Consider the following 12,509-nt stretch of genomic DNA (forward strand, 5'->3'; position numbering starts at 1 on the left):
ATCTTGCGCTTCGTCACTGTCTCCCCTTGTCTGTGACGCTCTGACCGGCGCCTGGTGAATTCCGGCCGGCCTGAGGCCTTGGAGCATCGTCGACGAGTTCGCCCGCCTCGGCAAGGGGATGCGTGAGCAACACTGCCGTGCGGGCATCGATCGACTTGCGGGCAGAGATCGTCCTTCAGTGCTCGCAGAGGGAGAACTCTCGCTCGTAGAGCTGTTCGTTGTGTTCGTCGACGAAGAACTTGCGTTCCCGCATGAGCTGTTCGCGGAAGTCCTTGGCCTGCTCAAGCGTCATCGTCGAGGTGTCGGACCAGGGTTGCTGCGGTGGCACGTCGGAGGTCGAGACAATCCTTTCCGACGGGTCGACCAGGAAGAACGCCAGGATCTTGCGATGTCCCGGGCGCGTGGGGTCCGTCAGGCGGAAGGAGCCGACGCGGTGTTGCAGGATGTTCGGGAACGCCAGGCAGCGGCCTGCCGGGGTCGACGTCGATCCCAGCACCTGGTTCAGTGCGTCTTCGTTCTCCAGGCCGTACACCTCACGCATGCCGTTGTCGTCGCTCTGTTCGTAGTCCGGGTCGTCGAGTGCCGCCCGGAAGCTCAGCCGGCTTTCGGTGATGTTCTCGCTGTCCCAGTAGTAGATGCCGGTCGAGACGATCCGCTCGTTCATCATTCCCTCGACATGCCAGGAGCCGCCGGCGTACTCGGGCTTGTCCGGAGTGAGATGAATGGTGGCGAGCTTGACGATGACCTGGAGAGAGCGACCGCGCAGGTCGACGCGGGCGGATTCATCGGGCGACTCGGGCGGGGTGAAGGCCGGGGCGTCCGGGATGGCCGGGCGGCGGTTCTCCCACCAGTCGTCGTGGGCCTCGTCCCATGCACGGCGGGCCTCTGCGTAGGCCGCATCATCACTGTAGGAGGTCTTGTTCGGGTACTCCGGCGCCGGGTCGTACCACCCGTACGGATCGGCCTCGATCCGCAAGGGCCGCGGATGGCGCAGATCGGTGAGTACGTTCTCCAGCAGCGGGCGCAGGCACGCGAACAAGTCCGGCAGGACGGCGGCCAGTTCGCGATGGCGCTCGGGGTGGACGTTGTTGACGTACGAGCGGAAGGCGACAGCGCCGTCGTCGCTGACGTCGACGTCAGTGGGCAGCCACTGGAACTTCTCCGAGAACTCGTACTTGGAGTAGCGGTCCGTCGGGTTCTGCCAAGCCCGCTCAGGCGCCCCGCTCACCTCTCTCACCAGGCAGAACAGCGAGGGATGAACCAGGTCCAGTACCTGACCGTCGGATCCGGGATGCCAGTCCCGCTCCGCTTCGGGGACCTGTTCCAGCACCCGCACCGCCTCGCGCAGCCGGGATCTGAGCTCGTCGTCGACCAGGGTGTCCGACTGCCACACTCCGTCGACGGCGGACACCTCGACGCCGGTTCGTTCGTCCCGCAGCGCGGCGTAGTGGAGGAGTTCGGCGAGCACGTAACGCACCTGCGCTTCGGTCAGGCCTTGGGCCACCGCCTCCTGGGTCCACTTGGCGACGATGTGGGCCTCGTTCATCTTGTCGAACCAGTCCGGCTTCGACCGGATGAGCGCGCTGCACTGCATCATCTGAAGTTCCCTCAGCGTTCGGGGTCTCGCGAACGATATGGAACGGGAAGCTTGAAAGGGCAGCGGGAAAACAGACGAGCCGGTCAAGTCTCTTGGTCCTTGCAGTCGGTGTGCGGTGGCCGGAAGGATACTTCAGCAGACTGACACCCCAGCCGTGGCCCCGGTCGGATAGTGCGGCACAGTGGATGACGCCACCGAATAGACGCCTCTCCCCCATCGGTGTCTCCCAGGGCGCGCCCCGCGGCACCCGTCGGTCGCGCGACTCGACCTGGCGTGGACGGGGAACCGGCGCCCGTCGGATCCCCTCTTGACGGGGGATGAAGGGGGAAGCGGATGGTGGGGATGAGCGTTCCGACAGCCGGGCGCGTGGTGGTGGCGGGGCTCCTGTGCGCCCTGATGGCCGGGTGCGGCAGCACGACACCGGGAGGTTCGGCAGGTCCTGCGCCCGTGCCCTCCCTCTCACCGACCGCCGACTGCGGCCTGGACACGACGAGTGACGACCCGAGCGGCGGGTACGCGGGCCCGCCCACGGACGAGCAGACCGGCGGGTACGCGGGCCCGCCCACGGACCAGGAGACGGGCGGGTACGCCGGCCCGCCCACGGACCAGGAGACGGGCGGGTACGCCGGCCCGCCCACGGACCAGGAGACCGCTACCGGCGGCGCCGGTCCGCCGACCGATGGGGAGGTCGGCAACGGGGGCGGCCCCTGCGGGCCCGCGGACTGGTTCGACATGACCCGGGACTTCCAGGCATACCTCGGAGAGCACCTCACCAAGGGCGACGACGGCACCGTTTCCCAGCAGTCCGTACGCGAGACCCGCGTACGGAAGGTGAGCGCCTCCGGAGAGGCGAGGATCACCTTCGTCTCCTACTTCACCGACGACGCCCTCAGTCGCGACGCCGCGCTCCGCCTGGGCCGGCTGTTCATCGACTGGCGGCGCGAGGTCTACGGCGACGCGGGCAGCGTGGCGGTCCGTACCACCGAAGGGACCGTACTCGTCACCCTGACCTGGTGACCCTCGGCCTTCGCGCGTCCCACACCACGCCGTGGTGCGTGGCCCGGGCATCCACTGTCCCGATCGGCTTCCGCTCGGGCGGTCACTCCTCGAAGCGCCGCTTGCGCGCGTGGGTTCGCGCCTTCATCCGGTTGCCGCAGACCGCCATGGAACACCAGCGGGCGGTCCCGGGCCGGCTGTGATCGATGAGAAACATGCGGCACTCCTGGTTCGCGCAGGCCCCGCAGTCGTCGCGGCAGTTCCGTGGTGACGCGCGACCACGCGAGTACGACACGAACCGCGATCTCCTCATCCGGCGCGGCCTCCAGCTGCCAGGACACGCCTGCGGGCGATACGACAGGGCGAAGTCGCGCCCGGCCGAGCGCGGCGGCAAGGGTGCTGACATCCGAGGATGTCCCCCGAATCAGCAGGTGCAGCGCGTCACGTACACGGCGCAGCAGGTCGCGTTCCTCGGAGAGTCACCTCGACGCCGCCGCCGCTGCCATCATCCGATTCCGCCGGCGCGTGCTCGGCACGCCGGTCGATCGATGACCGAGAAGGCCGCTCCACCGTTCCCCGTCGCGGGTCAGGGGACGTGAGCCGGCCGTCCGGTCGGCGGGACGTACGCCGAGCGCGGGCGCGGCCCGATGCGCTAGTGATTCACGGGTCGGGCCGAGGGCGTGCCCGCGGGCCGCAGTCGCGGATGCCTACGCGGCGGGAGTCGCGGGTGCCCGGGGAGCGGGAGCCGGGGATTCGTGCGGGAGCGGCGGCCGGCACGCGGCGCGGGTGTCGTCTTCCTCCGCGCGCGGCCAGTACCGTCCTTCGAGGGCCTCGGCGCTGCGGTTGAGCCGGACCAGGACGTCCGCCAGCTCCCCTACTTCCTCAGGGGACCAGTCGGCTACCACCCGGGCCAGGCAGGACCGGTTGACCTCACGGTCTTCGGCGAGCCGGCGTCCGCCTTCGACGGTGATGCGCAGCTTGCGGGCCATGCCGCCTTCCGGGTCCGCTACGCGCTCGGCCAGTCCGCAGCGCAGCAGCGCGGCCGTCTGGCGGTTCACGGTCGAGGTGTCGAGCCCGAAGGCCTCCGCCAACTGCCCGATGGACATGGGGCCTTCTGTGTCGATCCGGCTGAGCAGCAGGTACGCCGACCGTTCCAGGCGTTCGGGGTCGCGCTCGCGCCGGGCAAGCACCTGGTGCCGCGAGAGCAGCATCAGCTCCCGTTCCAGTTTCTCCAGCACTGCGCCTCCCGTTCCTTGCGGCGTTCCATTATCGCGGACCGGTGAACCCGGGAACCGGCGGACCCCTGCCCGGCTCGCACGCGGACCCCTGCACGGCTGGCACGCGGGTTGCTGCACGGCTCGTATGCGAGTTGCGGCACGGGCTGCGCCGCACGTCGGCCGGACACGGCAATATGCATGATACATAGCGTGTGTACTATGCACTTCTCGTTGTCACCCGACGAGCCACAGCCTCAATCCGGAGGACCCGCATGACCATCTCCACGTCCACCGCCTCCCGCGCGGCCGAGATCCTGTCCCGGCCCCTCAAGCTGAACGGCCTGACCGTCCCCAACCGCATCGCGATGGCGCCGATGACCCGGATGTTCTCCCCCGGCGGCGTGCCCGGTGAGGACGTTCAGGCCTACTACGCCAGCCGGGCCGCCGCAGGTGTGGGCATGATCGTCACCGAGGGCACGTACGTCGGTCACGACTCCGCCGGGCAGAGCGACCGGGTGCCGCGGTTCCACGGCGAGGACCAGCTCGCGGGGTGGGCGAAGGTCGCCGCGGCCGTGCACGAGGCGGGCGGCACGATCGTGCCTCAGCTGTGGCACATAGGCATGGTGCGCAAGCAGGGTGAGGCGCCGTATGCCGACGCCCCCGCCGTCGGCCCCTCCGGCATCCGCGTCGACGGTACCGAGGGAACCGGCAAGGCCATGACCCGCGCCGATCTGGACGACGTCATCGGTGCCTTCGCCGACGCCGCCGCGGAGGCCGAGCGGATCGGCTTCGACGGCGTCGAACTGCACGGCGCTCACGGCTACCTGCTCGACCAGTTCCTGTGGGAGCGGACCAACCGCCGCACCGACGCCTACGGCGGCGACGCGGTGGCCCGTACGAAGTTCGCCGCGGAGATCGTCGCCGCGGTCCGCGAGCGCGTCGCGGCCGACTTCCCGGTGATCTTCCGCTACTCCCAGTGGAAGCAGGAGGCCTACGACGCCCGGCTCGCGCAGACCCCGGAGGAGCTGGAGGCGATCTTGGCCCCGCTGGCGGCGGCGGGCGTCGACGCGTTCCACGCGTCCACCCGGCGCTACTGGTTGCCGGAGTTCGAGGGCTCCGACCTGAACCTGGCGGGCTGGACCAAGAAGCTCACGGGCCGGCCGACGATCACCGTCGGCTCGGTCGGCCTCGACGGCGACTTCATCCGCGCCTTCGCCGGCGAGGGTGCGGCGCTCGGCGACATCGACAACCTCCTGGACCGCATGGAACGCGACGAGTTCGACATGGTCGCCGTCGGCCGGGCACTGCTCCAGGACCCGCAGTGGGCGGCGAAGGTCCTCGGCAACCGCTTCGACGAGCTGAAGCCGTACGACGCGGCGGCGCTCACGTCGCTCAGCCGGTAGCCGAAAGCCGCGGGCCCGAGGCCGGGGTGCCAGAGTCGCCGGCCGCTCCCTGGATGAACAGGCCGCCGAATCCACGTCGCGGGCTGTAAGGGCCCTTGCCGCGTTCCGTCCGGCACGGAGGGAAGCCGGGACCCGGCTTCGCCTCCGGCCGGCGCGCCGGGTCGTGCGCAACGGGCCGCGCGCGAAACTCGATTCACCCCCACCCGGGGGGCGCTCTAACGTGGCTCCATGATCAAGATGCCGTCACGGGTCGAACTGCACCCGCTCACCCTCTCCGACCAGGACGAGTTCTGCACCCTCGTCCGGGCCAGCTCCGCACTGCACCTGCCGTGGATGCGACTACCGACGAACGTGCGGGAGTTCCAGGACTGGATGCACCGTTTCGACGACGGCACCAACCAGGGCTTCCTGGTCCGCGTCCGGGACACCGGCGCAGCCGCCGGCATGGTCAACGTCAACTCGATCATCCGGGGGCGCTACCAGGGCGCGTCCCTCGGCTACGCGGCCTTCGCCCCGTCGGCGGGGCAGGGATTCATGACCGAAGGGGTCGCCGCCGCGATGCGGTACGCCTTCACCGACCTGCGGCTCCACCGGCTGGAGGCCAATGTCCAGCCGGCGAACAGGGCGTCCCTGGCCGTGGTGCGGCGGCTGGGCTTCCAGTACGAGGGGCTTGCGCCCGCCTATCTCTACATCGACGGGGATTGGCGGGACCACGAACGCTGGTCCGTCACCGCACCGGCCCCCTGGGCACCCGATCCGTCCCTTCCCGAGCTCTGAGGGCGCCGACTGCTCGAACGGGGTATCCCGTGCGGCAACGAGTGTGTGCTTGACCCCGGTTGTGGCGGCGGGGAGCGGCTGCCGCGCGCCCCGACGGCCCGTTTCGGTTGCGGCGCCGGCGGCCGGTGCGATCGACCTCGACGTGGCGTTGGTCCGCGGTCGTGTCCACGGCCTTCCAGGAGAGGCGGGCCCACTCTCGCCGCCTTGGCTCCTAACCTGAAGTCACGTCTTCAGAAGGAGGAAACCATGAAGATCGCCGTCACGACTCCGACCGGTAACGTCGGCCGTCACGTCGTCGCCATGCTGGTCCGCGCCGGTGTCAGGCCGCGTGTCTTGCTGCGCGATCCGGACCGGCTGGCTCCCGAGATCCGAGCCGAGGTGGATGTCGCGCGGGTCGACCAGTTCGACGCCGATGCGGTGGTGGCCGCCACCCGCGACATCGACTCGCTCTTCTGGGTGGACCCGAGCACCGGCAGCGAGGACCCCCTCGCCGACTACGCTCGCGCCACCAGCAGCGTGGTCCGTGCCGTCACCGACAACCGGATCGGCCGCGTCGTCTTCCAGAGCAGCGTCGGAGCCGAGAAACGTCACGGCGCCGGCGAGATCGACGGCCTGGCACACACCGAAACCGCCTTGGACGACTGCGACGTCCACGTCACCCACCTGCGCTGCGGCTACTTCTTCACCAATCTCGAACTGCAACTCGACGCCCTGCGAGCGGGCACCCTCCAAGTGGTCCTTCCAGTGGACCAAGCCATGGCCTGGGTGGCGCCTCGCGACATCGCCGAGGTCGCCACCACCCGCCTGCTTTGCGCCACTTGGTCCGGACGCTGCGTGCAAGCGGTCCACGGACCCGTCGACCTCACCTGGCGTGACGTGGCCGACATCCTCACCGCCGCCACCGGCCGGCAGATCGGCGTCGAGCGGATCACCGACAACGCCATGCGCACCCGGCTGCGCCAGGCCGGAATGACCGACGGCCTGGTCGAAGCCGTGCTCGGGATGTCGACCGGACTGCGCGAGGACTTCGTGCCCGAACAGCGGCGAACCGTCCAGACCACCACCCCGACCACCCTCGCCGCCTGGGCCCACGACCACCTCCGACACCGGCTCGTCGACGCTTCGTAAGACGGCGACGACGCAAGGTCCCCGGCGGCGCGGTCCCGGTCCCGGAGGGAGTCGCCCCGGACACCCCGACCCTGCTCACCGGCCGCGACCCCGAGCGCTGCCGGGCGCCGGCCGCCGAGATCGGGGCCGAGGTGCGCGCCTGGGACCTGGCGGACCCCACCCCCTTCCGTGCGGGCGTTCGCGCCGTCATCAGCTCGGTCAACGATCCCGAGGACCGGGTGCTGCACGCCGCAACGGCCGCTGGGGTGCCCTACGTGGACATCACCCGGTGGACGGGCCGCCTGCAACGGGCTGTCGCCGTCACCGCCCTGCTCCGCCCGACCGCATCCGTGTTGCTGTCCTCCGCCTGGATGGGCGGGGTCAGCAGTCTGGTGGCAGCGGTGCTCGCCGAGGAGCTGGGCGGCGCCGAGCGGGTCGAGATCGCCGTTCGGTGGGACATGGCCGACCGGACCGGAGCTGATTCCGTCGAGTTCATGGACCGACTGGGCGTGGCGTTCGAGGTCGTGGACGGCGGGAGGCGCCGGCTCGCCTCTCCGATGACCGAGTCCCGCACGGTACGCATCGGCGGAACGCCCGTGCGTGTGGCGCGCATCGACACCCCGGAACAGTTCACGCTGCCGCTGACCTTCGGTACCACGACGGCGGCCACCCGCATCGGGTTCAGTTCGCCGGCCGCGACCCGCGCGCTCCTCGCTCTGCGGAGCGCGGGATTCTTCCGCTGGGCCGGCGGGGAACGCTGGGCTCCGGCACGCCGGGCCATGCTCCACTCGCCGGGCGACGGCGGAACGGCCCGACTGCGTGTGGACGTCACCCACGGGGGGCGCACGCGTACCGCGACCGTCACCGATCCGCTCGGCCAGCACCACCTGACGGCGGTCGGGGCCGTCGTGGGCCTGCGCCGCGTCCTCGGTACGGACGGCTCCCCCGCACCTCGGGGGCTGGTCTTCCCCGAGCAGCATCCGGATCCGGCCGGCGCGGTCGAGCTGCTCGTCCGGCACGGCGTCGACATCGTCTTCAGGGGCCGGGTCGGAACGCGAGCCGCCGCATGAACGCCGTACCCGGACCCACGTCCAAGGGCAAGCAGCGACGTACGGCTCTCCTGGACGCGGCCGAACGCGTCCTCACCTCCTCAGGAGGCTCCCAACTGACCCTGCGGGCGGTCGCCGAGGAGGCCGGCGTCCGGCTGGGCCACCTCCAGTACTACTTCCCCGCCCGTACGGGCCTCCTGTCGGCGCTCCTGGACCGCGTCCTCGCCTCCTCCCTGGAGCGGGTCACCGCCCTCACCGTCGCCCCCACCCACGGCAGCGGGTACGAAGCCCTGCTCGGCAGCCTCCTCTCCGACCACGACGACCCGCGCCCGGTACGGCTGTTCACCGAGGTGTGGTCGCTGGCCGCGCACGACGAGGAGGCGGCTGCGGCCGTCCGCGCGTTCCACGACCAGTACGTGACGCACGTGGCCGCGTTCATCCAGGACCAGGCGCCGGGCCTGAGTGCGGCCGAAGCCCGCCCCCGGGCCGAGGTCTTCGTCGTGCTCATGGAGGGGTCCGCGCTGTTCCGCTCCGGCATCACCGGCCGCCGCACGGCCGGCGCCGATGCCCGCCTGCGCGGGACCGCGCTCGCCTTGCTCGCAGGCGTGGCCACCCGCTGAACGCCGAACGGGCGGCGGCGCGTCCCGCCGCCCGCAGCCCGGCCGGCGGTCCCGCTCGGCGTGCGGGCCACGTGTGCGCCGCCATCCCCACGCGGAGCATGGGCTGCGCGGCACATCACCGGTCGGCACGTCACTCGTACCGGTACTTCAGCGAGTCCGCCTCCGCGCGCTCGATGTCGGCGATCGTCAGCTCCGGCATCCGCAGTTGGGCCAGCGTCACCTCGGCCGAGGCAGGCTGGGCGTCCGCCGACAGCCACTCTTCCGGCTTCCAGGCCGCGCTGCGCAGCAGCGACTTGGGGCAATGCGGGTAGACCTCCTCGATCCCCAGTACCAGCGCACTGGTCGGTGGCTTGCCCACCGCGGTCAGTTGCGAGAGCAGCTCCGGGCGGGTGGAGACGCAGGCACGGCCGTTCACCCTGAGCGTCGTGGTGCGTCCGGGGATGATGAACAGCAGTCCGGCCCGTCCGGTGGCGATGACGTTCTGCAGGGTGTCCAGACGTTTGTTGCCGGTCGCGTCCGGTATCGCCACCGTCCATGCGTCCAGGACGGCCACGAATCCGGCGGGGCCACCGCGCGGCGAGACATCACAGTTTCCCTCGGCGTCCGCACTGGCTACCAGGACCAGCGATGAGCACGCGATCAACCGCTTGGTCTGCTCGGTGAGTTCCGTCATCTGCTTCCGGACGGCTGCACGGCTGGGGGACTCGTAGACCCGGCGCAGGGCCTCCTCGTCGGGAATGGCGTCGAGGCGGAGAGAGGCGAAGGCGCTGGTGTCAGAGGGTGTTGTCATGCCTCCGACCCTAATGGGCCGACGTGCGTGCGATCTTGGGCGAATCGGTGTGGCGATGTCGCCTCCCTGCCTTCCTGGAGGTCGAGCCCTTCGCGGTTGAAGGCGCGCTGTCGGATATCGAGAGCGACAGTCCGTGGGTCAGCCACTTGTGAGCCACCGTCATGTTCAGCACGCGCCCGTCGGTCGCCGTGCCGACCAGGGCCCAATAGCGTTCCAGGCGGGGGTCGAAGCCGGATGACCTCGACACCAGACCATGCAGGTGTTCACGGAAGGCGGGCGTGTCCGATTCCCCTCGGGCTCGTGCGTGGGCGGACACGAAGGCGTTCACCGCGTCCCCGGCGCCGGGCGGCAGCCCCTGGGCCACAGCGGCGGCCGTCAGGGCGGCGGCTTCGTCGATCTCCCCGTAGAAGGCCGGGGCATCCCGCAACTCTTCCTCGTGGTCCTGGGTCCAACGGGTGAAGCTGGGCGTGGAGGCCAGTAGATGAAGCTCGGCGTAGGCCAAGGCCGAGGCCGGATCGGGGTCTTGTGGCGGGCCGGGCGACAACATGGCGACCATGATGTCGAGCCGGCGCTTCGGCATGGTCGCGGACAGCTCGCGATACCAGTGATCGGTGAGGCTGCGATGCGCCTGCGGGAGCCGCTGCACGCGAGCGAGGATCTCCAGCCGCCGGAGCCGTTCCTCGCTCGGGCACTCGTCCAGAGCCCCGAGCGTGGCCTGGCGCCACCGCAGTTCGGTCAGTCGTTCCTGAACCATTTCCAGCTCGGTTGCCACCAGTTCGCCGAGGGAGCACTCACCGGTGACCACCTGCGTGATGACCGCGATGGACGTGCCCAGCGCCCGCAGGCGCCTGATGAGGCGGATCCGCTCCCACGCCTCAGGCCCGTAGCGTCGATGGCCTCCGGTGCTCCGTGCGGCCACGGGCAGCAGACCGCTGTCCGAGTAGTAGCGGAGGGTCTTCACCGGCACCCCCGTTCCTGCCGCGAGTTCACCGATGCTCCACGTGTCTTGCGTCACAGCCCCTTGAACCTCCAGCGCGCGGGAGGTCCTAGCGTACTGACAACCGACCGCGGCGGCCCGTCCGGTCTCCACCGCTCAGGCCTCGTTGAAGCCTGACCGGCCTCGTGGCAGCTTCGTGGCGGTCTCGTGGCGGCTCGTCCGACCACGTCCGACTGCCTCCCGACCCCATCCGACCGCGTCCGACCTTGAAACGGCAGGTACGCATGTCCCCCACCCTGACAGCACCGCGTCCACCCCGAGGAGCCATGCTCCGTACGGTGCTCTTCCCCTTCCTTTGCGCGGTGGCTCTCCTCGCGGCCACCGTCGTACCGGCGACCGGCGCTCCACCCGGTTCCACGGACTCCGCGGGGCAGAGCGGTACCGTCATACGGACCGACCACGGTCTGGTACGCGGCGTGTCACACGGCTCGTACACCACCTACAGCGGTGTTCCCTACGCCGCGCCGCCGACCGGCCCGCTGCGCTGGCGCGCCCCGGCACCCGCTGCCCGGTGGCAGGGAGTCCGAGACGCGACGACGGCGGCCCCACGCTGTGTGCAGATGCCGGCGCCGGGTGCGAGCGCCCTGGGCTCAGAGGACTGCCTCTACCTCAACGTCACGACGCCGACACCCAAGCCGGCCGGGCAGAAGCGGCCCGTGCTGGTGTGGATGCACGGGGGCGCGTTCCTTGGTGGCTCCGGCAGTGACTACAACACCGAGCAACTGGCGGTGCGGGGGGACGCGGTCGTCGTCACGGTCAACTACCGCCTGGGGATCTTCGGTTACTTCGGCCACCCCGGGTTGGGCTCCGCACCACCGTTCGGCTTGGCGGACCAGCAGGCGGCCCTGCGATGGGTGCGGGCGAACGCGGAGCGTTTCGGCGGCGATCCGGGCGGGGTCACGCTGTTCGGTGAGTCCGCGGGCGCCCTCAGCGTGTGTGCACACCTCACCTCCCCGACCGCCGTCGGGCTGTTCCAGCGGGCCGTGCTCCAGAGCGGTTCCTGCTTCATGTCCTTCCCACCCGGGGCTCTGGGACCCGGCACCCCGGCCTACGAGCCGTTCGCCTCCCAGCGCGATGTCCAGACGGCCGGTACGCAAGCCGCCCGGCAGTTGGGATGCGCGACGGGCGACGGCGAGGAGGTGCTGGCGTGCCTGCGCGGGCAGGGCACGGATCGCCTCGCCACCGCGCAACTGATGCAGTCCTTCAATCGGCCCGCATTCGGCAATGCGCTGCTGCCCGTGGCGCCGGCCAAGGCGTTGGCGTCGGGACGCTTCCAGCGCGTGCCGGTCATGCAGGGCACCAACCAGGATGAGATGCGGATGTTCGTCGGCCTCTCGCTCGCCTCGTTCCCGATCCGTACCGAGGACGACTACCGCGCCCGCCTCGTGGACGCCTTCGCAGGTGCGGCCCCGGCCGTCGAGGCGGAGTATCCGGCAGCACGCCACCCCACGCCCGCGCTGGCCTGGGCCTCGGTGCTGACCGACCGTTCCCTCACCTGCACCACGTTGGCGGCCGCCCGGACACTCGCCACCCACGCCCCCGGCCTCCGCCTCTACGGATACGAGTTCAGCGATCCGGGTGCGCCCGTCCTCGCCGGACTGCCGGCGAACCCGAACTTCCCCTATGGTGCGGCGCACGGATTCGAGATGCCGTTCCTGTTCTCCGCCTTCCCCACCGAACAACCGCTGAACGACACCCAACGCGCTCTGTCGAACCGGATGGTCGACTACTGGACGAACTTCGCGCGCACCGGCAACCCAAACAGTTCGGACGCCCCGCTCTGGCCCCTCCTGCGCCCTTCGTCACCGCACACGCAGACGGTGCAGGCCCTGGCTCCCGGGCTGGGTGGCATCCATCCCATCGACGCGCACTCGGCACACCACTGCTCGTTCTGGGACCGCCTACCTCAGTAGGCCTCCGCCCCCTGCCGGTGATCGGCGACCGGACGCGTCCGGC

12 protein-coding genes are annotated in these 12,509 nt (G+C 70.5%); 7 read left to right on the plus strand and 5 right to left on the minus strand.

The genetic code is table 11. The annotated features are described in order from the left end of the window. Positions 1-175 precede the first annotated feature (175 nt). On the minus strand, positions 176-1,684 hold the full coding sequence (locus ACIRO3_RS30515) for a DUF4246 domain-containing protein (protein WP_404142111.1): 1,509 nt from the start codon (positions 1,682-1,684) through the stop codon (positions 176-178). A gap of 255 nt (positions 1,685-1,939) precedes the next feature. Here ACIRO3_RS30515 and ACIRO3_RS30520 point away from each other — a divergent pair, with 255 nt between their 5' ends. Then, positions 1,940-2,614, plus strand: coding sequence for a hypothetical protein (locus ACIRO3_RS30520; RefSeq protein WP_404142113.1), 675 nt, complete (start codon positions 1,940-1,942; stop codon positions 2,612-2,614). Between the two features lie 82 nt (positions 2,615-2,696). On the opposite strand, the gene ACIRO3_RS30525 is transcribed toward ACIRO3_RS30520, so the two are convergent. Then, positions 2,697-2,810, minus strand: coding sequence for a CGNR zinc finger domain-containing protein (locus tag ACIRO3_RS30525; RefSeq protein WP_404142115.1), 114 nt, complete (start codon positions 2,808-2,810; stop codon positions 2,697-2,699). A gap of 490 nt (positions 2,811-3,300) precedes the next feature. Next, complete coding sequence (locus tag ACIRO3_RS30530) at positions 3,301-3,804, minus strand: MarR family transcriptional regulator (RefSeq protein WP_361786096.1); 504 nt, start codon at positions 3,802-3,804, stop codon at positions 3,301-3,303. A gap of 278 nt (positions 3,805-4,082) precedes the next feature. On the opposite strand from ACIRO3_RS30530, the gene ACIRO3_RS30535 reads away from it, so the two are divergent. From ACIRO3_RS30535 to ACIRO3_RS30555, 5 genes are all read left to right on the plus strand, one after another. After that, complete coding sequence (locus tag ACIRO3_RS30535; protein ID WP_361786033.1) at positions 4,083-5,213, plus strand: NADH:flavin oxidoreductase; 1,131 nt, start codon at positions 4,083-4,085, stop codon at positions 5,211-5,213. A 228-nt stretch (positions 5,214-5,441) separates the two neighbouring features. After that, positions 5,442-5,990, plus strand: coding sequence for a GNAT family N-acetyltransferase (locus tag ACIRO3_RS30540; protein WP_404142118.1), 549 nt, complete (start codon positions 5,442-5,444; stop codon positions 5,988-5,990). Positions 5,991-6,236: 246 nt separating this feature from the next. Continuing rightward, the gene (locus ACIRO3_RS30545) at positions 6,237-7,118 is read left to right on the plus strand and encodes an NAD(P)H-binding protein (RefSeq protein WP_404142120.1); all 882 of its coding nucleotides are present in this window, start codon (positions 6,237-6,239) and stop codon (positions 7,116-7,118) included. A 71-nt stretch (positions 7,119-7,189) separates the two neighbouring features. Beyond that, entirely contained in the window at positions 7,190-8,167 is a 978-nt protein-coding gene (locus tag ACIRO3_RS30550) for a saccharopine dehydrogenase (RefSeq protein WP_404142257.1), read from the plus strand. Beyond that, positions 8,164-8,766, plus strand: a complete 603-nt coding sequence (locus ACIRO3_RS30555) for a TetR/AcrR family transcriptional regulator (RefSeq protein ID WP_404142122.1) — start codon at positions 8,164-8,166, stop codon at positions 8,764-8,766. The genes ACIRO3_RS30550 and ACIRO3_RS30555 overlap by 4 nt, the downstream gene beginning before the upstream one ends. Positions 8,767-8,896: 130 nt before the next feature. On the opposite strand, the gene ACIRO3_RS30560 is transcribed toward ACIRO3_RS30555, so the two are convergent. Both ACIRO3_RS30560 and ACIRO3_RS30565 read right to left on the minus strand, forming a co-directional pair. Next, the gene (locus tag ACIRO3_RS30560; protein WP_404142124.1) at positions 8,897-9,556 is read right to left on the minus strand and encodes an MSMEG_1061 family FMN-dependent PPOX-type flavoprotein; all 660 of its coding nucleotides are present in this window, start codon (positions 9,554-9,556) and stop codon (positions 8,897-8,899) included. A gap of 10 nt (positions 9,557-9,566) precedes the next feature. Further along, a complete protein-coding gene (locus ACIRO3_RS30565) occupies positions 9,567-10,571 on the minus strand; it encodes a MerR family transcriptional regulator (RefSeq protein WP_404142126.1) in 1,005 nt (334 codons plus the stop codon). Between the two features lie 248 nt (positions 10,572-10,819). Between ACIRO3_RS30565 and ACIRO3_RS30570 the strand changes: the two genes are divergently transcribed. Then, positions 10,820-12,466: a carboxylesterase/lipase family protein gene (locus ACIRO3_RS30570; protein WP_404142129.1), complete on the plus strand. Its 1,647-nt coding sequence runs from the start codon at positions 10,820-10,822 to the stop codon at positions 12,464-12,466. Positions 12,467-12,509 lie beyond the last annotated feature (43 nt).

Origin of the sequence: Streptomyces sp. NPDC102278, assembly GCF_044766345.1 — a bacterium.
Taxonomy (GTDB): domain Bacteria; phylum Actinomycetota; class Actinomycetes; order Streptomycetales; family Streptomycetaceae; genus Streptomyces.